General features: G+C 64.3%; 19 protein-coding genes. 11 read left to right on the top strand and 8 right to left on the bottom strand.

The features are described from left to right. Nucleotide 1 precedes the first annotated feature (1 nt). The gene (locus ACWGCN_RS18310; RefSeq protein WP_452457976.1) at nt 2–619 is read right to left on the bottom strand and encodes a hypothetical protein; all 618 of its coding nucleotides are present in this window, start codon (nt 617–619) and stop codon (nt 2–4) included. A 91-nt stretch (nt 620–710) separates the two neighbouring features. Continuing rightward, entirely contained in the window at nt 711–2,168 is a 1,458-nt protein-coding gene (locus ACWGCN_RS18305; RefSeq protein WP_452457975.1) for a helix-turn-helix domain-containing protein, read from the bottom strand. A 157-nt stretch (nt 2,169–2,325) separates the two neighbouring features. Between ACWGCN_RS18305 and ACWGCN_RS18300 the strand changes: the two genes are divergently transcribed. The 3 genes from ACWGCN_RS18300 to ACWGCN_RS18290 are packed head-to-tail and all read left to right on the top strand — an operon-like array spanning nt 2,326 to nt 4,545. After that, a complete protein-coding gene (locus ACWGCN_RS18300) occupies nt 2,326–3,219 on the top strand; it encodes a helix-turn-helix domain-containing protein (RefSeq protein WP_387444519.1) in 894 nt (297 codons plus the stop codon). Between the two features lie 32 nt (nt 3,220–3,251). Further along, nucleotides 3,252–4,076: an SAM-dependent methyltransferase gene (locus ACWGCN_RS18295; protein WP_378990298.1), complete on the top strand. Its 825-nt coding sequence runs from the start codon at nt 3,252–3,254 to the stop codon at nt 4,074–4,076. A gap of 55 nt (nt 4,077–4,131) precedes the next feature. Continuing rightward, a complete protein-coding gene (locus ACWGCN_RS18290; RefSeq protein ID WP_387444517.1) occupies nt 4,132–4,545 on the top strand; it encodes a hypothetical protein in 414 nt (137 codons plus the stop codon). Between the two features lie 309 nt (nt 4,546–4,854). On the opposite strand, the gene ACWGCN_RS18285 is transcribed toward ACWGCN_RS18290, so the two are convergent. From ACWGCN_RS18285 to ACWGCN_RS18275, 3 genes are all read right to left on the bottom strand, one after another. Next, nucleotides 4,855–5,247, bottom strand: coding sequence for a nitroreductase/quinone reductase family protein (locus ACWGCN_RS18285; protein WP_452457974.1), 393 nt, complete (start codon nt 5,245–5,247; stop codon nt 4,855–4,857). A gap of 494 nt (nt 5,248–5,741) precedes the next feature. Continuing rightward, nucleotides 5,742–6,626 (bottom strand): phosphotransferase, encoded by an 885-nt coding sequence (locus ACWGCN_RS18280; RefSeq protein WP_452457973.1) that lies wholly within the window; start codon nt 6,624–6,626, stop codon nt 5,742–5,744. Beyond that, complete coding sequence (locus ACWGCN_RS18275) at nt 6,623–8,026, bottom strand: helix-turn-helix domain-containing protein (RefSeq protein WP_452457972.1); 1,404 nt, start codon at nt 8,024–8,026, stop codon at nt 6,623–6,625. Before ACWGCN_RS18275 ends, ACWGCN_RS18280 begins: the two co-directional genes overlap by 4 nt. Before the next feature lie 203 nt (nt 8,027–8,229). On the opposite strand from ACWGCN_RS18275, the gene ACWGCN_RS18270 reads away from it, so the two are divergent. The 5 genes from ACWGCN_RS18270 to ACWGCN_RS18250 all read left to right on the top strand — a co-directional run bounded on the left by ACWGCN_RS18270 (nt 8,230) and on the right by ACWGCN_RS18250 (nt 12,812). Then, the gene (locus ACWGCN_RS18270; RefSeq protein WP_452457971.1) at nt 8,230–8,445 is read left to right on the top strand and encodes a hypothetical protein; all 216 of its coding nucleotides are present in this window, start codon (nt 8,230–8,232) and stop codon (nt 8,443–8,445) included. A 163-nt stretch (nt 8,446–8,608) separates the two neighbouring features. After that, nucleotides 8,609–9,088 carry a DNA-directed RNA polymerase subunit beta gene (locus tag ACWGCN_RS18265; protein ID WP_452457970.1) on the top strand — a complete coding sequence of 160 codons (480 nt, stop codon included), beginning with the start codon at nt 8,609–8,611 and terminating at the stop codon, nt 9,086–9,088. A 647-nt stretch (nt 9,089–9,735) separates the two neighbouring features. Further along, a complete protein-coding gene (locus ACWGCN_RS18260) occupies nt 9,736–9,936 on the top strand; it encodes a hypothetical protein (RefSeq protein ID WP_452457969.1) in 201 nt (66 codons plus the stop codon). A gap of 204 nt (nt 9,937–10,140) precedes the next feature. Beyond that, entirely contained in the window at nt 10,141–11,433 is a 1,293-nt protein-coding gene (locus ACWGCN_RS18255) for a radical SAM protein (RefSeq protein WP_452457968.1), read from the top strand. Further along, nucleotides 11,430–12,812, top strand: a complete 1,383-nt coding sequence (locus ACWGCN_RS18250; protein ID WP_452457967.1) for a radical SAM protein — start codon at nt 11,430–11,432, stop codon at nt 12,810–12,812. The genes ACWGCN_RS18255 and ACWGCN_RS18250 overlap by 4 nt, the downstream gene beginning before the upstream one ends. Here the strand turns inward: ACWGCN_RS18250 and ACWGCN_RS18245 are convergent. Together ACWGCN_RS18245 and ACWGCN_RS18240 are read right to left on the bottom strand one after the other, a co-directional pair. Next, a complete protein-coding gene (locus tag ACWGCN_RS18245) occupies nt 12,809–13,687 on the bottom strand; it encodes a glycosyltransferase family 2 protein (RefSeq protein WP_452457966.1) in 879 nt (292 codons plus the stop codon). The genes ACWGCN_RS18250 and ACWGCN_RS18245 overlap by 4 nt on opposite strands. Nucleotides 13,688–13,810: 123 nt before the next feature. After that, nucleotides 13,811–14,938 carry a hypothetical protein gene (locus ACWGCN_RS18240; RefSeq protein ID WP_452457965.1) on the bottom strand — a complete coding sequence of 376 codons (1,128 nt, stop codon included), beginning with the start codon at nt 14,936–14,938 and terminating at the stop codon, nt 13,811–13,813. A 204-nt stretch (nt 14,939–15,142) separates the two neighbouring features. Between ACWGCN_RS18240 and ACWGCN_RS18235 the strand changes: the two genes are divergently transcribed. Continuing rightward, nucleotides 15,143–15,640 carry an Lsr2 family DNA-binding protein gene (locus ACWGCN_RS18235; RefSeq protein WP_452457964.1) on the top strand — a complete coding sequence of 166 codons (498 nt, stop codon included), beginning with the start codon at nt 15,143–15,145 and terminating at the stop codon, nt 15,638–15,640. Continuing rightward, nucleotides 15,555–15,968, top strand: a complete 414-nt coding sequence (locus ACWGCN_RS18230; protein WP_452457963.1) for a transposase — start codon at nt 15,555–15,557, stop codon at nt 15,966–15,968. Before ACWGCN_RS18235 ends, ACWGCN_RS18230 begins: the two co-directional genes overlap by 86 nt. A gap of 239 nt (nt 15,969–16,207) precedes the next feature. Here the strand turns inward: ACWGCN_RS18230 and ACWGCN_RS18225 are convergent, their stop codons facing one another. After that, a complete protein-coding gene (locus ACWGCN_RS18225; protein WP_452457962.1) occupies nt 16,208–16,756 on the bottom strand; it encodes a GNAT family N-acetyltransferase in 549 nt (182 codons plus the stop codon). Nucleotides 16,757–17,097: 341 nt separating this feature from the next. Between ACWGCN_RS18225 and ACWGCN_RS18220 the strand changes: the two genes are divergently transcribed. Next, entirely contained in the window at nt 17,098–18,651 is a 1,554-nt protein-coding gene (locus tag ACWGCN_RS18220) for an N-6 DNA methylase (RefSeq protein WP_452529059.1), read from the top strand. The last annotated feature ends 18 nt before the right edge of the window (nt 18,652–18,669 follow it).

Here is an 18,669-nt window from a genome sequence, read left to right as displayed (position 1 = left end):
GCTATGGGGCGGGTTGGTGGCCCCGGCCCAGCGGGAGCGCGACGCGCAGGGCTCGAATTTCCTCGACCAGGTCGGCATAGCCTTCCTGGACTTGAGCAAAGCGCAGGGCGGCATGGTGCTGGTGTTCGGCGCTCTTGGTGTGGCGCAGTGTCCACTGAACGTGGGTGTAGGTGTCTGCCACGTGGCTGATCACCTCGCCGAGGGAATGGGTGTGCCGGCGGCCCGAGGAAGGGCGAGGAAGATGGCAGGCCGACCACTCGTCGATCAAGCCGATGACGGTGTTGATCCGGCCGCTGGTGGTAGGCGCGTCGAAGTCGGCAGGCCGACGGGTGGTCGACACCGACGCGGTGAACAGAGTCGCGTGCAGATCCGCCAGCTCGCGTGCCCATCCGATCAGCGGCGACCCGCCCTGCAGGTTCCCGGCGACGGCGAGCAGTAACTGACGGGCCTCCAGTAACCCCTCGGCGGTCCGCACGCGTGTGTTCTCCCCAGCGCGGCTGTCGGGCTTCGCGGCGGAGCCGCCTGCGTGCGTCACAGCTACACACACCCGGCTCACCGGCGTCTGCCCATTGCCCGATGGCCACGTCTCGGTGTCGTCGTAGTCATGAGCTGAGTACATCGCCGAATAATCTCTGCGACAATGACATTCGACAGGGCATGTCGTAAATGCCGCTGCGTGGGGATGACATCGTCGGGTTGCGTCGACATTGCTACGCGGTCGCGAGGCGATGTTCGGTCAGCTGGTGCGGAGTGTGCCGGGCGGTGCGGACGGCCCGCCGGATCGTCTGACAGAGATCGCGAACATCGGATCGCGAGGACGCGAGACTCGCGGCGTGCACCAGCTGCCCCAGCCGGTCGCCGACTCGCCCGCTGTCGACCTGACCGGTCATGTCCAGGCAAGCCGTCGCGAAGGAGACCGCGTCATCGATCTGGCCGAGGCGGAAGGTGCCCGTGGCGATGGTGATGTTGTCGAACAGAATGCTGCGGGCAGGGCGTCCCGGCGTGGACGCGGCCAACGAGGCGCGAGCGGCGTCGACGGCTTCGGCTGTGTAATGTTGCGCGGTCTGTCCGCGGGCTGTCAGGGCGTACTCGTTGTAGATCACCGATCGCATCCCGGTGAACTCTCCGGGGGTGAAGAACACCCGGGTCCACGGGTCGATGGGATGATCTGCGACCCGGGCGATCTCGTCTTCGGCGCGGGCGAGCGCGGTCCGCATCCGGTCGACGTCGCCCATCATCGCGTGCGCCCAGGCCTCATTGGCATACAAGCGCGCCGATTCCCCACCGCCGGTGGCGTCTTGGGCAGGTAGCTGGCCGAGTTGGAACATCCGCAGAGCGACGCGCGGGTCGCGTTCGATCAAGCTGATCCGCCCCAGCACGTAGAGCGTTGACGCGACCAGGCTGTCCGCACCCGCTCGCCGCGCGGAAACCAAAGCCATGGTGGCGTATTGGCGGGCGCGATGCTGGTCACCGATGTCGTGGTAGGCCCACCCGATCAGCCGGGCCAGATCGGCGGTGGCTACCAGCAGCGCGTGCGCGAGCGTCGTGTGTCCGCGGTACCCGGCCAGCAGCGCGGTCGTCGATTTCAGGAGATCGACGGCTGTGCGGGCGACCGAGCCACCACCGTGTCGCTGGTCGCGTTCTCGCAATCCAGAGGTGGCGCTGCGCACCGCATCGAGATCGAGGCACCCTGTGTCGCAGGGCATCTCGGGAACTTCGAGGGAAGGCAGCCAGGGCGTCAGGATGTCAGCGGAACCGACCACGGCGGTCGCGAGGGCCTCCAGCAGCGTCGCATCCGCGCCGCGCCGCATACCGGCACCGACGAACTCGGGAGCCTGTGACACCACTTCACGAGCGAACCCCACATTCAGGCCCGGCGAGGACAGGACGGAGTCGATCTCGGGAACCGGTGCGCCGAGCGCAGCCAGCAGAACGCGATAGGACTTACTGGGCCTGCGGACCTCGCCGAGTTCCCAGCGCGCGATGTGTCGTTCCGAACACGCGACATTGACGCTGTCGCGGCGAGCCCGATCGTTGATCAACTCGGCGAAATCCCCACGGCTGAGCCCTAATCGAGCGCGACGATAGGTCCGAAGTCGCTGCCCCCAGCTGTTCGCGGCTCCGGCATCGAGAGTGCCGCGGAGGGTGTCTGGGTCGGTGACGTCCATGAGTGGGCCCCACTCTTCTTGCGCCGCAGGGTATGTCGCAGTTCGGATACACCCTCCGACTTGTTCGCCAAATAATCGTGGTTGATAATCTAACCTGATAATCAGGATTGCGAAACAGGTGGCAGCCGCCGCCCAGCAGCCCGATACGGTGGGATCCATGGCACGAACCGCACGAAAAGTGCTGCTAGGTCGAGAGATCGACGCGCTCCTGCGCCGGTCTCGCACTACCCAGGCCGACGCGGGAAAGATGATCGGGGTGAGCCAGTCCCGCATCGCGGCGGTGATCAGCGGCACGGGAAATCTGAGCGCCCAGGCACTCGACGAGCTGGTCAGGCAGCTCGGCGTGACCGACCACGACTACATCGCGATCCTGCTCGATCTCCGCGAAGACAGCCATCGCCGCGGATTCTGGAACTCCGGCTACCGCCGCGCCTACATCGAGGAACTGCGACTGCTCGTCGACCTCGAGGCGGTGGCGGATCGACTACGCGAGACCGCTGCCGAGATCGTTCCCGGCCTGCTCCAGCACGAGAGCTACATCCGCGCGCTGCACGAACCCCTCCAACTCGACCCCGACGATCCGGACGCGGTCACCGTGGACGACTACGTCCGAGCCCGCGTCGCGCGTCAGCGAATCCTGCTCGCGCGGGGAGCACCCGAGTTCCACGCGATCCTGTCCGAATCCTGCCTGCGCCGCACCTACGGCGGAGACGCGGTGATGCTCGACCAGATCACCCACCTCCTCGAGCTGTCCGCCCGGCCCAACATCCAGATCCAGGTCATGCCCTTCACCCACCAGGCACCCGGCGCCGGCATGGAAGACCGCTACATCCTGGTTCGCGTGCCCTCCCCGGGAGCGGCCGGCGATCTCGAGATGGCCGTCATCGAAGCGCAGGGCGAGATCCGCTACATCGATGACAAACCCGCCGTCGGTATCCGCGACAAGATCTTCAACCGCCTGGCGATGACCGCCTTGAGCCCCCACGACTCACGTCAGTTCATGGAACACCTCGTCCGCGGCCTCCGCAGCCGCCCCACCATTCAGCGATAGACCGGCACCACCGCAACCGCAGAGGAATCACGATGTCCGACAGCGACTTCGAGCCACGCCCGATCGACACCAACAAACCCAGCTCCGCACGCATCTATCACCACATGGTCACCGGCGAGGTGATCTTCGAATCGGACCTGCCGTTCATTCATCGGCTCTACGCCGACATCCCCTTCTATCCCCTGTGGGCCCAGCACAATCGCCGGTTTCTCGCCCGCGCAGTTCGCTACATGGCCGGCACCGGCATTCGCCAGTTCCTCGACATCGGGTCCGGCCTGCCGACCGGCGGCAACACCCACGAGGTCGCGCGCGAGCTCGCCCCCGATTCCCGCGTCGTGTACGTCGACAATGACGAAGAAGCGATCAACCGGGCCCGCGACCTGCTGCGTGAACAGGGCGTCACCGACACCGCGACGATGGTCGACGCCGATCTGCGCGACCCCGCGCGCATTCTCGCCCACCCCGATACCCAGCGCCTGATCGACTTCACCGAACCCGTTGGGCTGCTACTGGTCTCGGTGCTTCCCTGGGTCACCGACGCCAGCGAGCCCGGCAAGATCGTCGCGCAGCTGCGCGATGCCCTCGCCCCCGGTAGCCACATCGCGATGACACACGTGTCCCTCGAAGACGCGGGCGCGGAGATCAAAGCACAGGTCGCCGCAGGCGCGGCGGTCTTCACCGATGCCAGCACACCGGTCACCCTGCGCACCCGCGCGCAGTTCCAGACCTTCTTCGACGGGTGGACGATCGCCGACCCCGGCATCACCTACGCCACCGACTGGCGACCCGAACAGCCGATCGACCACGACGACTACGCCCGCCCCTGCAATTTCGCGGCTATCGGCAGTCTCCCCTAGTGTGTGCCCGCGCTGCCGGCACCGTCGCCGGCAGCGCTGTTCGAAAGGATCCACCATGTCGTTACCGACACCGCCCGCTGCTCACTTCCGCAAAGCGGCCGCCAGTTCCCCGCAACAGGCGTGCGTGATGGTCTACCGCGACAACCACCGCACCCTCATCTGGGACGACAAACTCGCGCGCCCGGTCGCCACCGCGGCACACCCTGTCCCCCTCGAGGAATGCCTGACCCTCGACCACCATCAGTTCGAGGCCCTCCAGGCCGCGATCCGAGCAGACCGGCCCATCCGTGGCGCCCTGACGATCACCCGAGCATCCGACGACCTCTACGAATTCAGCGCCGCGCCGGAATGCCGAGCCTCCGCCGGAGCCGCCCGGCTCTTCTTCGACCACCTCGAATACACCGCGTTCGTCCACGCGGTACGGCACCGCGAGTTCGAACGATCGACCTTCCTCTCCCACGCCGCGTGACCGACTCGGCCGTGAACCGCCGCGTGCCGGCACAGCTCGGCCGCAGCACCTCCTGACAGCCGCGATACCCCGCACCCTCCGCTCAGATCCGACATGGCCACCGACCCCGAAACCGGTGTAGGTGCTGATATTCGGGTCGGGTGAGGGGTGCGCGGGCCGCGGCTCCGGGATGCGGCGTGAGTCGGCCCAGCGCCGTCAGTCGAAGGTCGAGCTGTATGCCGCTCACCGGCTACCTCTGCCATGGCTGCATCCGCCTCAGGTCGCACGCCAGCCACTTCCCAACCGAACGAGCTGAGAAATTCCGCTAGCTCAGTCCAAGTCGATGCGAACGGTCAGCAGATCGGTACCAACCGCTCGTACCACTGCGCTGTTGGCCCGCGGCAGCTCACGAAGCCGAGCTCGTGCGTCGTCGCCGCGCACCAAGTGAGCGGTGCCGGAGTACCACCGTCCACGAATACGCAGTCGAACACGGTTGTTCACCTGGATGTTTCGAATGTATTGGGATTTTTCACCGAACTCGGAAACGAGCCAGAAGGAGTTGTCGCTTCGACGGCCGCCGATCGGAGTGACCCGCGGCTGACCGCTTTTGCGCCCCGTTGTTTCGAGCAGGGTCTGAATCGGCAACCGTCCCATGATCGGGTTACCGATGTATCGTTGCCCTGCCGTCACCACTCGGTGTTGCAGGTCTCGCAGCTTGGTCACAATCCAAATCTTACTGAGCCAGTTGTTGGCCAACGGGTCAGCGCGGCGTTGCACCCGGTCATTGATCGTTGGGCGTCCCGCGACAACCCCGAGGCCGCAACCATGGTCAACGACCTCGCATACACAAACTGACTGTGGGCTAGAGCGCCCAGTGGGCCGTGTCGCCGCTAGTCAGCGACCTTGCTGGTGAAACTTCCACGCATCAGTGACGATCTCGATGATCTCGGGGCGCGTCGGCTTCCATAGATCGCGCACCGTGCACGGACCGCATCCTGACGGCCGGGATCCCTACTGTCGTCATCGCGTGGCGCGAACCGAGTACTTTCGTCGCCGACTGCGTGGACGTCGAAAACTCGAGGCGGCTGGCGTCACGGTCATTGAGCTCGCTGCCCTTGTTGACGAAGCGATGTCGATAAAATCGCCACCTCGATCTCTCCTGAACAATGGCAATCGTGGCGTGGCTGCGGACGAGGCCACAAATGTCCACCACGGTGCTAGGCAATCGGGTGCCAGCCCGACCACGGTCTCGGCCCAGCAGCGCCACGTAGGCAATCGACCCGATGCTGAGCTTGCATAGCGTGCTGTGTGTCCGCCCCTGCTGCTTGGGCTGCCATACAAGTCATGCGCAACTCACGAATGTCTCGTAGCAGCGAGAACCCTTCCCACACCGCTACGTCGTGGCCGTACGCATCGCAGAACGCGCCGTATCGCCCTGCGGAGATCCATCCGAAGGAGCTGTGTTTGATCGCTGTCGAGACCAGGTCCCACTCAGGTGGCCCGAATGAGGCCCGCTCCAGGTCGAGGAGGGTGGTTACCCCGGTGTCGGTGGTGACCACGTTGCCTTCCCACGCATCGCCGTGAATTGGCGACCATCGCATCCCGGATGAACGCTCAGCCCAACCGAGTCGCAGGTCAGCTACTCGTCGGTAAAGCCACTGTCTGTCCGATTCGCTCAAGGAGGACGCGCCGTCAATTCGCTGCTCGAGCCGAACGAACGGATCGACTTCGGACAGGAAGCCGGGCACCGGCAGCTGATGCAACGAGCGAAGGGCCTGTCCTATCTCGCGCTCGGTTCCGCTGCGATGAGGCGGCAGTTCCTTCCACAACGTCACCGGACGCGATCCGATCACGGCAAAGTCGGAGCGGCTGCCCATCGGCTGCACAGCCGAAACATTGTGGGCCTGCAGCCATGCTGCGATCTGAAGCTCACGCCGGGCCGCTTCATCCTGGCCAGCTCGCGCGATGCGAATCACCAGATGCTGTCCGGGGACTCGAAAGATCGCATTCTCAGCCACCTTGATGGGCAGCATTCCTTTCGGGTCGAAGCCAGCGGCTGTGCAGGCTAATCGGGCGATTTGCTCGACCGGCATTGTGCTCATGAATTAGCGGCTGGTATTGGGATCCTGACTTTGGCGCGGTGCGCGTAGCGGCGGAGTTCGGCGATATCCTCGGCCGCCCGTTGGGATTTGAGATTACGTGCACACCCAAGTGCTTGTCCGGCGATGGAGGTTGCTTCGTCCGGGTCGCCGGTCGCCATCACCAACGACGCCAGCTTGATGGTCGACATCGTCCGTGAGCGCGCGGCGGCCTCGGCATGGCCCTTCACTGCTGCGGTCAAGCGGTCGCGGGCTTCTCCAACGAAGCTTCCGTGCACGGCGATGTCGAATAGCGCGTGGCCGGTGTCGCCTGCGTGCTGCGCGCTGTCGTAGTAGCGCATCCATGCTGGATCATTACCCGGGACGCAGCGGCTGAAATCGCGGTCAGCGTTGGCAATGGAGGTCAGGGTCGCGGGAATGTCACCCAGCTTCGCGTGCACGCGTGCCTCGGTGGTGTGCAACATCGCACGCTCGGTCGCGGTCAATTGGTCGGCTTCGGTGAATGCCCTCCGCGCGTACCCGAGCCCGTCATGGTGGCGGCCGGTCCATATCGCATGCCGTGCCATGGAGGACAGGATCTTCGCCCGTAGGTTCACCGCGCCGGACTCCTCGGCACAATCCAGCGCCAACGCGAACATGGAGTCGGCGTCGCTGTGCGCACACGCATCGAAAGCCATGAACGCAGCGGTGTGTGCTAAAGAGCCCACAGCCGTCTGCAGAGCCGCACGGTCGCCAGGCGAACATGGGGCACGTAGGTAGGCAACGGCCACCCGAAGTTGCGCGACGACAACGTCGCGGACTAGGCCGCCACCGTAGGTAGCATCCCATCGGGCGAATAGTTGTGCGGCTTCACTAATCTGGTTGATCTCGACGGTACCCACTCGCGTCGGGTTGACGGTGGTGCGGGTTTCGCTCAGCATCTGGGTGAGGCGGTCGGGTGAAACCATGACTGTTGCAGCGGTAGCTGCGGCCACACGCAGGAATCCTTGACGGTCCACGGACTCCACGGTAGCCCCGTTCGGGAGCTTGAACCACAACAAGTCCGCCGGGATACGTAGCACGGTCGCCCATTTGACCAGCTTGGAGAGCATCTCCGGTGGCGGCCCGTTCTCGATCCGACTCAGTTGCGCTTGGCTGAGATCTAGCCACTGCCCCATCTGGATCTGACTGAGCGGCTGTCCGTGTGCGGGGTGATTGCGATACGCCGCGATGACCGTTCCCATGTGCCAGGACGCCAGCGCCTCGCACAGCGAAGCGTGAGCCCAGAACTCGGCCGGCATCTCGGGCGGGCCTTCCGCGGACTCGACGTCCGAGCACTTGCCACACCACGGGCCGAGATTCAACCGGCTCAATATGCCCCCACACGTCGCGCAGGTGCGCCCATTGTCGGCCACGACCGTCATCGTTTCGCTCCCGCCGCTCTATGCCCCACACAACGCGAATAGTTTGACGCTATCACCCGCCGACGCAGCCGGTATGTATCCCGCGTATACCGGATATTCCTTGTGCGCGTTGCCCTTAACCCCACTGTGTAGCGATTGTTTGTTTGTCCGTATCCCCACCGACACGGACTCCGCAATCACTGGCAAGCCGACGAGGTGACTAGATGACAACAACCCTCGAAACCGATGTGTTGGACCTCCTCAGACCGGGCGGGCAGCTCACCGTCGACACGATCGCACACAACCTGACGGTGGCGCCATGGCGAGCGGCGCGTGCGTTGGAAGCGTTGCGCCACAAAGGCGATGTCTTCCGGAACCGGCGTGCAGAGTGGCAGGTATCAGTGGGCAAGCGCCGCCCCACCAGACAGGCAAGCCGATGAGCCACCCGAACTTCTTCGGTCCCACGTCCTTGCCATCACTAGAAGACCTGCACAGGACCCTCGAGACCATGCGCGAGGAAGGGTGGCTAACTGACGTTTCGGGCAGCCCGACCGTAGTCAAGCCTGTTGACCCAGTGGTGGGCGAACCAGCCGGAGGTTTCGAATGAACCGGACCAGCTCGCCGCGCATGGCCTACACCGAAACACCACGATCACGGTGCGAGTTCTACCGCCACGAGTGCTCACTGCCCACCGTGATCGACCCCGACACCGGGCGGATCACGATGAAGGCCGGGTTTGTCGGCGCGGTGATGATGCCTACCGAGCTGGCCCATCGGGTCAAAACCGCCCTCGACGTGCGTGGTGTCGCGCCGTTGCCGATCATTGGCCACCCCCGCGCAGGAATGTGGACATTCCTGGTGAGGTCCGATATCCGCCCGATCGGAGACCCCGCCGTCGTGGCACAGCTCTGGCGAGCGCGGGTGGTCGTCGTCCGTGAGGGCGATATCGCGTTGCCCTCGCCGGTTCCGGACCCGTTGATGGCTCGCACGTGGATATCCCCGGCCATCAGCAAGTTCCGGCCATCCGGATCGGTGGTCCTCGAATGCGCCCGAGCGTGCCTGCCGAGGCAACTCACCCGATGACGCCCGGCGGTGGGTCCCCGCGCCCGGAGGAAGCCGATGTCCACCTCACCATCCAGTTCCACAGTGTGCGAATGGATTTCGCCGCCTGCCTTACCGCCGCGCTCGTTTTCGTCCAAGACATCGCCGCCCGCAGACCCTGCACGGTGGCTGTCGACTCCGGTCATTGCGCCGGGCTCCCGCGTCTCCCCAACGAACGCTTGTATTTACTGCCCTGACCTCGCGGATCACGGGGCAACTCCGACCAACTGAATGACCTTTGCGCCTACCCCGTGCGGACCTGAGACCCGTCACCGGCCAGGCGGCGCGAAGGCGGCCCCGGAGATCGAATTCCCGGTGATGTAGCGATCTCCGGGGCCACCCAAACCCTTCCCGAAAACCACCTGAATACCTCGAACCACACCGGTGCCCCCGAGCCGCGCCGGTTCGAGGGTGGGGAAACGCTCCCGGAGGCCGCCCAACCGGCCTCCGGGGGCACCCACACCACCCACCCACCGGGCGGCGCACGGTCGTGGTGCGGCACAACGACGCCACTCATCTACCGGCACCGCAGCGAAACAGTCGATTCCGTGCGATATCGGTGGTGGGCACGTGAACACGATCACCTACGAGCGTCATGACTACGCCAGTCGGCAACCGAAATCGCCGCCGTGCCCGCCGACACCCGCCACTGTGTGACGGTCTCGATTCTGGGCACCTTCGGCGATGCGGACCTGTGGGCGATGACGGTGACCGAATACCGCCCGAAGGCGCACCCGTTCGCACCCCGTCAGATCATCACCACCCCAAACACCGACGGAGTGACCGGATCAGCTGCTCCGCCCGCGCCTGACAGACCTCAGACCACCTGAATACATCGAGATCATCACCCCGGCTGTATATCCGGCCAGTTAGCCCGAGGCCCGGGAGCCGTCTTGGACCTTCAGGCGGCCGAGATGACCTGGGACGGCCACGACACCGACGAACGCGACGCCAAACACCCTCGGCGCGACGTTCGACTCAGAAACAACCTCACCGGCAACTGCCGTGTGAGGGACACGAGAAGGAGCGCCACCATGCTCGATTTCAACCCAGACCTCCAGATCGGCGGCCGGGTCCTGCGACTAGTGATCGATGCGGTCAACGAATGCAATCTTCGCTGCTCGTACTGCCATCCGGGTGAGGTGTGGAAGCGCCAGCAGCTACCGGCCCACAGAGTCGCCGCCGCCACCGAAGCAGCCGAGACAGCAGGTGTTCTCGAGGTCGTCTTGACCGGCGGAGAGATCACCCTGCACGAGGACTTCGGCGCAGTGCTGAATGCGACGAATCTGCTGCAACGTACTGCGTCGACGTTGATCACCAACGCAACTCGCCTCACCGCCGAGACCGCAGAACAGCTGGCCGGGTCTAACCTGACACGGATCTGCACCAGTGTCGATGGAGTCACCAACGAATTGCACGGGTCAGCGCGGGGGAAGAACCTGCCCAAGGTTCTCGACGGACTCCGGGTGCTAAATGGCACTGGCAAGCCGATCACGGTGATCACCGTTGTCCACCAGCGCAACTGGGAGCGCGTGATCGAACTCAGTCGCTTTCTCGCCGAGCACGGTTTGGCCTCGCAGCATCATCTGTGTGCACCCAGCTTCTCGGGGCAGGCCCGCGCTCACTACCCGGGACTGCGGCTGCGCGAGAACGAGTTCCACGGTGTCCAGGAACTTGTCGACGCCAACCACCACGACCTCGCCGCGGCTGGGCTGTACCTGACGTTCAACTCGTTCTGGCCGGCCACCGGACTCACGCCGCTGGCGGTGAACCCGTCGCGGACGATGACCCTGCAACAGCTCTCCGAACAGGTCAAAGACACCCTCTGCAACATCCGCCCCTCCGGTGAGTTCCGGCTCCAAGCCGCCACCTGGGGTAGGGAGATGGTCGGAAACGCCGCGCTCGGATCGGTCACCGACACACCTGTCACCGAGCTGCTGTCACGCGCGGAAACGATCCTGGCCGAGGGGTCCGCGCGCCAGATGCCACGCGAGGTCGAAGCCCGGCACAAGTTCCAACTCGGCACAGCGGCGAACAGCACCACAACCGACCTGCTGATCGGCCGGACCGACAACCCTGGGTCCGCACCCGACGTGGACCTGATCCCGATTTCCAGCGTGGATGACCATTGGATTCTGCACAATCCCATCGACGTGAAAGCCGTTGCCGCGAACATGCACTCACGCCGCAACGAGCACCGAGTAGTGCGCCATCCCAGCGGCACGATCCTGCTGTTCGACCGTCCCCGGTCCCTGGTGACCATGCTCCGCACCACCGAGTGGGAACAGGTAGCGACTGTGATCGGGTCGGAAGCGGTGACGGCATGAGCCTCTCGACTCCGCACACCGATCCCGCACGCCTGCTCTACAGCGATGCGGAGCTCGCCGCCCTGGCCACCGAGGCCCTCGACCTCACACCGGCGGATCCGGGGTTCCGGGCCGTGCTCACCTCCCATCTGACCGCCCCGCACACGCCAGCCACAGCCCTGGCCGCAGCATCAGGGGTGAACCTGGCCACCGTGATCGAGGTCTACCAGCACGCCCGCACGAGCCCTGCCGTACAGAGACTCGTCGGGTCCGCGTTCTACCCGCACCGGCTTCGGTACGGATTCGCCTCCGCCACCGTCGCCGAGTGGCAACGGCGCCCCGAGATCCCGGACAGGATCCGCGCGCGCGAACCGGTTTTGGCCGAGACGATGGAGATTCACCCCACGCGCGGTACGTGCCCCTACCGCTGCAAGATGTGCCTGTGGTCGGATCAGTCCGAACTCACCTACTCCACAAAGCAACTCGACACCGACGGCCTCATGACGGCCACTGACTGGCAGCAGGTCCTCGGTGAACTCCACGACGGCGGGGTGCGTCGGCTGATCGTTTCCGGGGGCGGCGAGGCGCTGACCAACCCCGATCTGCCCGCAATCCTCGATCGGGCCGCCGACCTCGGATTCGAGATCCACGTCTACACCACCGGATTCTCGATCCGCCCCGGCAGCGCGCTCTACACCGCCTTGCTGCGCTGCCACCGCCTACGGTTCTCCATCCACTCTCCCGACCCGCTCACCTACGACCAAGTCGCCGGAACACATCCCCGGATGCGTGCTCTCGAGCGCGTCCGCTCCAACATCACCGCGCTACTGGAAGACCGCGGCGAGCTGCCCGCCCTCGGAATCGGCATGGTGATCCAACCCGACAACCACAACCAGGTCGAAGCCATGGCCGACTTCGCCGAGTCGGTGGGCGCGGACTGGCTGGACCTACGCAAGGACGAAGTCGACGTCACCGAGGGCCTCGACGCCGCGCAGACCTCGGTGGTACGGGCCCAGCTCCGAGCCGTGCGGGCCCGCACCGGCGGCAATGTCCGGATCGACCTCGGCGATGAACTGGTGGCCCTGGCCAACGGACACCTGCCCGAGCGCACTCGAACCAGCGAATGCATGGGCCGCTGGTTCCGGCCGACCATCGGCGCGTTCGGGCACCTGACGCCGTGCGACCTCAAGGCCGAACCACGCTTCGCCGCAACCGGTTACGACCTGGGCAAGATCAAAGGCGCACGGCTGCTCGACATCGTGGCCACCACCAGCGGACACCGCATCGACGACGACTGCGCCCAGTGCACGCCCAGCTCACGCACCGGCAACGCCATCGTCCACAAACTGCTCGCCGACCTCCAGGCCGGGCTCAGGCTAGGCGACCAGCCGTTCGGCTAGCCGCGCTGCTTCAACCGTTGCGCCAGCGCGGTGCGTGCCACCGCCAGTGCGCCACGCACGATCAGCCCGGCCGCCACCAGGGGCGCGAACACCATCCACGCCGTGCCCCGGTGGTAGTCGCAGTAGAACCGCAAAGCACTGCGATGGTGAGTGCGGATCTTGCGGAACGGCGCGCTGCGCATACTCCCGCCCTCGCGGTGGCGGATCTCCACGCTCGGATCGAGCACGACCCGCCACCCACCGCGATGCATATCGAGGGCCACCTTGGTTTCCTCGAAGTAGAGGAAGTACCGCTCATCGAAACCACCGACAGCGTCGAACGCCTCACGCCGAAAAAGCATGCAGCACCCCGAGATCCAGTCGACATCGCTCACCTCGGTCACCGGCGCACCGAAGTAGCGGCGAGACGCCGGATTAGCGGGCCAGACCCCGCCGAGCAAAGCGTGGGCGACACCGACCGCCAGCGACGGGAACTTTCGCCCGGACGGATACGGGGTGCCGTCCAACCGCGCGATTCGCGGGCCGATCATGCCGATCCGCTCGTCGGCCTTCGCCGTGTCCACCAGCGCCGCGATCGAACCCGGAGCGAGCTGGGTATCGGGGTTGGCGACCAGGATCCATTCTGCGCCCGTCGCGGCGGCTGCTTGATTGATCGCCGCCGCCAAGCCCACGTTGCGGGAATTGCGGATAACCCGCCCACCGAACTCCTCGACAATGTCGGCACTGCGATCGGTCGAGACGTTGTCAACGCCGATCACATCCACTGTGTAGGGCTCGACGGCCGCCTCGAGAGTCTCCAGAAATCCGGGCAGATCCTCGGCACTCTGATAGGTCACCAGAGCCAGACCGACGGTCTTCTCTTCCGCGCTGGGCATGACGGCGAACCTACCACCGCCAACCGATTCCAGCTCGTCGATCCCGTAGGGCACTTACCCAAGTACAGGCCCGGTTTAGGCCGCGCGGCAACTGGTCCTCAGATGCCGGTCAACAGCCCAGCGTCAGCTCGTGCCCTCCAGCGTTCTCCATGGTTCTGCCTCGAACTGGCGGATCACTTCAAACGGTTGCGCTACCAGGCTGAATAGTTCACGGACCTGCTGGTGGTACTCGCGAAGGTCGTCGCCGAGCGAGATGAGGTTGCGAAGCTCATCACGAAGTTGCACCGTCACCCGAGGCAGATATGCGTTCAGTAGGTCTGTCCGCAATGTCGACCGGATCTCAAGTTGACGATCCTCGTACATCTCCAACTGCTGCGTGTACTGCTTCGCCTCGTCGACGACGATTCGCCCGCCATGCTCCGCGAGAGCGATGTCCAGGCCGCTGTCGAATATCTGGTCTTCGGGCAATCCAGCTGGGTCCGGTCGTAACTGTTCCACGTGTGCGAGGTCAGCGATTGCTCGACCGATGGCATGCTCGGCCACCGGCGCTACGGGTACGACAGCAGCGGGCACGGGCAGCGGTTTGGTGCGGATCCGCGATATGACCTGCTGGGTGACAGCGAGCGAAATTGACCCTTTTGCCTCGAAGGTATTGACGTACCGGACTGCTTTGGCACCGAGGTCGGACAGGGCCGTAAGTGCCACGCCGCCAGCCAAGTCGCATAGTTCGTCGTGGACGTCAGGAGCCAGCTCTCCTGGCTGGAGCTGGATCTCTACCTGATGTAGCCAGTACCGGCCACCTTGCGCAGGCTGGTGGTGCATGCGGCGGATCATGTTCTCGATTGCCGCAGCATAAGTGCCCACATGCAACGCGAGCGAGGTCTTTCGCGCGATGATCTTCACCGGATCCAGACCTGCAAAATCGCAATCGGAGTACCTCGCGATCATGTCGTCGCGATAGGACGGGGCAGGCCAGTCCTGGTATTCGCTGGTGTGGTACCAGAAGTGCCGGTCGACGTAGTCGTCGCGAAGATCCTGGTCCTCGAGACTACGAAGGACTGGCAACTTCGGACTGAGATCGGACGCGATCCCGCAGCTGCACTCCAGAAGAGGTTCGTCGTTGCTGCACAACCGCTCATACTCGGTATCCGACATCTGCACGCGCTGTCCGCAATCACACGCGAACACGAAGTCGTGCTGGAACTCGAAACCGTCAGGGTTTCCGCGTTCGGCTGATGAGTCGACAGTCACGAACGAAGTCTACGGATCGTCGATGTCACCGCAGGCGGACGGCAACTACTATCGCGAGCGACCGCGAACCGACAGTACAGAGCGAACAGGACACAAACGTATGGCGCGCAAGGTTGTTGTCACGCTGGTCGATGACTTCGACGGGACCTCGGTCGCCGAGGAGACGTTACCTTCGAAATCGACGGTGCCGCATACGAGATCGACTTGTTCGCCGCCAACGCAGCTACCCTGCGGGAGTCATTCGACCAGTGGGCCCCCTACGCGCGAAGGACCGGACGGACAAAGGGCTCAGCACGTCGACATGTACCTACGTCTTTGGCAGGGGCCTCGCCGCGACGCAACGACCTGAGTGCAATTCGGGCCTGGGCCAACGAGAATGGATACGATGTCTCCGATCGCGGCAGGAGGGGGTTGCAGGGCGCGTTCTTGCGCAGGAAGTGGCGGATGGGCTCGACCCAGCAGGATCGGCGTGCCACCCCAGCTCCGGCCCTGGTGAATCGTGACTTCACTGCCGACGAGCCAGATCGCTTGTGGGTTGCCGATGCCACCCGCATCGTCTGCGGTGAGGGTGTGTTCTGGCCGGCGGCGGTCCGAGACGCGTTCTCGAACTCCGATCGTGGGCGGGAAGTGTTCGGACCGTTGCGATACCCAACTCGTGCTCCGTGGTCTCGAGTACGCGGTCTGGACACGCGATGTTCGTGACGGGCAGCTCGTTCATCATTCCGACCGCGGGTCGACCTATACGGCGATTCGGTTCGCGAACCACTTGGCCGCCAACGGGATAGCACAATCCATGGGGTCGGTCGGTGACAGTTACGACAACGCGCTCATGGAGAATTTCTTCTCCACCCTGAAGACCGAGCTGGTCTACCGGAACAGTTGGTGGACGAGGGAAGACGCCGAGAACGCCCTGTTTGCCTACATCGACGGCTGGTACAACACCCAGCGGATCAAGAAGAAGCTCGGTTGGCGATCACCCGACGAGTACGAAGCCAGCTATCATCACCGGGTTCCTGCTGGAACCAGATAATCCGCTCTCCGGATTAGCGGGGGAACCTCAGTCTTCGACTCCTCCGGTTTGCAGGTGACAGTGGCGCTTGTTTCTGAGCGTCTTTACTCGATGCTCGCGAGTGCCGGATGCCGCACCATGACCTCGCCCTCTGATGAAGAGGCCGCAGTCACAGCCGACTCCGGCACGCGCTGATGTGGAGCCCACCGGCCTGTAGCTGCGGCAACCGGGTCCATGCGCAGAGTATGGAGGAAACTCGGTTATCTGGGCATGGGGCAGGCCGCCGGACGACGATACCGATACACCAGCGTCTGGTCTGCTGGCGCGTATGGATCCGCAATGAATCCGGCTGCCATCGCTACGATCTGACTGCCCACGTTCTTTCGCGCAATGCCTGCGGAGAATGTCTCGACACTGGCGAGGCCGGGATACGCCAGCACTGCCGGTATCAGGGCGGTGCCGATACGTTGCTGCTGGCGGTCGGGGCGCACCGCGTACAGCAAGACGGCATGGAAGGGCGCAGTGTACTCGGTGGTACCGGTTTCATGATCGGACTGCTGCACTCCATACACCGCTGCGGACACGTAGGCCACCGGCGCATTCCCAGAGTGCGGAGTATCGCGAACCACCAGTCGTTCCACGCGCGCTAGGTATAACTTTCGGAGATCGTCGGGGTGCCTGGTCATCCTGGCGAGGTCCGTCCCGGTCGTGTAACTGCCGAGCCATTGGAGAATCCCTGGGTGCTGGAGCCATCGGTCGACGGCGTCGAGTTCCTCGGTGGTGGCTGGAGCCAGGGTGACGGTGTGCACATCTCAGATTGTCGGGGTTCGAGGCGAACCCCGACAACAGCCCCCTCTGCGCGACGGCAAACGCAACCACAACTTGACTGATACGGCGGTGCGTTCGCCGCCCGGCCGTTGCCGCCTAAGAAGCGAAGGCGAGCGGCCGGATCACCGGGTGGACGAGACGTGCCGGTTCCGGCAACTCACGCGCGTGGCGCAGCTTGAACCGACCCGGGTTTCCGGCCGCTTCCTTCTCTGTGAAGGATGTGGGCCATGCCCAAGCAGTACCCGATCGAGCAGCGTGAGTGTGCAGTGAAGATGGTGCTGGACCGAATCATCGGGGGCCAGCCAGTGTTTGGCCGTGTGCGTTGCAGCGCAGCACCTCGCGGTTGATACGACATATGGCGATGCACTGTCGGTACCCGACGTGGAAGACTATTCGAATGACCGACTCACGCCGCCTCGTAGACAAACTGTGGTCCTACTGTAACGTGCTGCGTGACGACGGCGTGGGCGTGATCGAGTACACCGAACAGCTCACCTACCTGCTGTTCCTCAAGATGGCCCATGAGCGGACCACCCGCCGCCTCAATCCGCAGCAGGTAGTTCCGCCCCAGTATTCGTGGCAGCGCCTGCTCGACGCCGAGGGCATCCAGCTCGAACTCGAGTACACCAAAATCCTGGTCGGCCTGGCCGAGCAACCGGGCACCCTCGGCACCATCTTCCGCAAGTCACAGAACAGGATTCAAGACCCCGCCAAGCTCAAGCGGTTGATTGCCGACCTGATCGACCAAGAGAACTGGTCGGCCTCCGGCACCGACCTCAAGGGCGATGCCTACGAACAGCTTCTCTCAAGAGGTGCTTCCGACAAGGGCTCTGGTGCCGGTCAATACTTCACCCCGCGCGATCTGATCGCTGGCATCGTCGATGTCATCAACCCCAAACCCGACGACACCATCGTCGACCCGGCCTGCGGCACCGGTGGCTTCCTCCTCGTCGCCCACGAGCACGCCGCACGTGGTGCCGAGAACCTCACCCCTTCCCAGCGCGACCACCTCCGCGACGACTTCGCATCTGGTTTCGAGCTGGTCGACGGCACTGCTCGCCTCGCCGCGATGAACCTGCTGCTCCACGGCATCGGCACCCCCACTGGCGACTCGTTAATCGAGGTCAGGGACGCCTTGATTGCTGATCCGGGTCGCCGTTGGAGTGTAGTGCTGTCGAATCCGCCGTTCGGGCGCAAATCCTCGCTGACCATGGTCGGAGCCGACGGCCGTGAAGCCAAGGAAGACCGCGAGATCGAACGTCAAGATTTCGTCGTCACCACCAGCAACAAGCAGCTCAATTTCCTGCAGCACATCATGACCATTCTCGACATCAACGGTCGCGCCGCCGTCGTGCTGCCGGACAATGTTCTGTTCGAAGGAGGCGCGGGCGAGACACTGCGCAAGAAGCTGCTTGAGGACTACAACCTGCACACCATGCTGCGCTTGCCGACCGGCATCTTCTATGCCCAAGGCGTCAAAGCCAATGTCTTGTTCTTCGATAAGAAGCCCGCCGCCGAACAGCCGTGGACCCGACGACTGTGGGTCTACGACCTGCGCACCAACCAACACTTCACCCTGAAACAGAACCCGTTGCGCCGCCATCACCTTGACGAGTTCGTCGAGGCGTACGGGTCGAATCGGGATGCGGTGGTCTCCGACCGTTGGCGCTCGTTCACCTACGACGAGCTCATCGCCCGCGACAAGACCAACCTCGACATCACCTGGCTACGCGACGAGTCACTGGAGGACACCGACAACCTCCCCGCACCCGAGATCATCGCACGCGAAATCGTCGAAGATCTGACGGCGGCGCTGGCCGAGTTCGAAGCGGTAGCAGCCGAACTGGAACGCACGACCACCGCCGAAGTATCCTGACCGTTTTGTCGCCGGCCT

It is taken from the genome of Nocardia sp. NPDC055050, assembly GCF_053608345.1.
Note: the sequence above shows the minus strand (reverse complement) of the source record. Positions and strands in the feature narration are given on the sequence as shown.

What these genes read in the sequence shown, in the direction of transcription:
- ACWGCN_RS18310 (WP_452457976.1), bottom strand. Translation starts at nt 619, where the DNA reads ATGTACTCAGCTCATGACTACGACGACACCGAGACGTGGCCATCGGGC.
- ACWGCN_RS18305 (WP_452457975.1), bottom strand. Translation starts at nt 2,168, where the DNA reads ATGGACGTCACCGACCCAGACACCCTCCGCGGCACTCTCGATGCCGGA.
- ACWGCN_RS18300 (WP_387444519.1), top strand. Translation starts at nt 2,326, where the DNA reads ATGGCACGAACCGCACGAAAAGTGCTGCTAGGTCGAGAGATCGACGCG.
- ACWGCN_RS18295 (WP_378990298.1), top strand. Translation starts at nt 3,252, where the DNA reads ATGTCCGACAGCGACTTCGAGCCACGCCCGATCGACACCAACAAACCC.
- ACWGCN_RS18290 (WP_387444517.1), top strand. Translation starts at nt 4,132, where the DNA reads ATGTCGTTACCGACACCGCCCGCTGCTCACTTCCGCAAAGCGGCCGCC.
- ACWGCN_RS18280 (WP_452457973.1), bottom strand. Translation starts at nt 6,626, where the DNA reads ATGAGCACAATGCCGGTCGAGCAAATCGCCCGATTAGCCTGCACAGCC.
- ACWGCN_RS18275 (WP_452457972.1), bottom strand. Translation starts at nt 8,026, where the DNA reads ATGACGGTCGTGGCCGACAATGGGCGCACCTGCGCGACGTGTGGGGGC.
- ACWGCN_RS18270 (WP_452457971.1), top strand. Translation starts at nt 8,230, where the DNA reads ATGACAACAACCCTCGAAACCGATGTGTTGGACCTCCTCAGACCGGGC.
- ACWGCN_RS18265 (WP_452457970.1), top strand. Translation starts at nt 8,609, where the DNA reads ATGAACCGGACCAGCTCGCCGCGCATGGCCTACACCGAAACACCACGA.
- ACWGCN_RS18255 (WP_452457968.1), top strand. Translation starts at nt 10,141, where the DNA reads ATGCTCGATTTCAACCCAGACCTCCAGATCGGCGGCCGGGTCCTGCGA.
- ACWGCN_RS18250 (WP_452457967.1), top strand. Translation starts at nt 11,430, where the DNA reads ATGAGCCTCTCGACTCCGCACACCGATCCCGCACGCCTGCTCTACAGC.
- ACWGCN_RS18245 (WP_452457966.1), bottom strand. Translation starts at nt 13,687, where the DNA reads ATGCCCAGCGCGGAAGAGAAGACCGTCGGTCTGGCTCTGGTGACCTAT.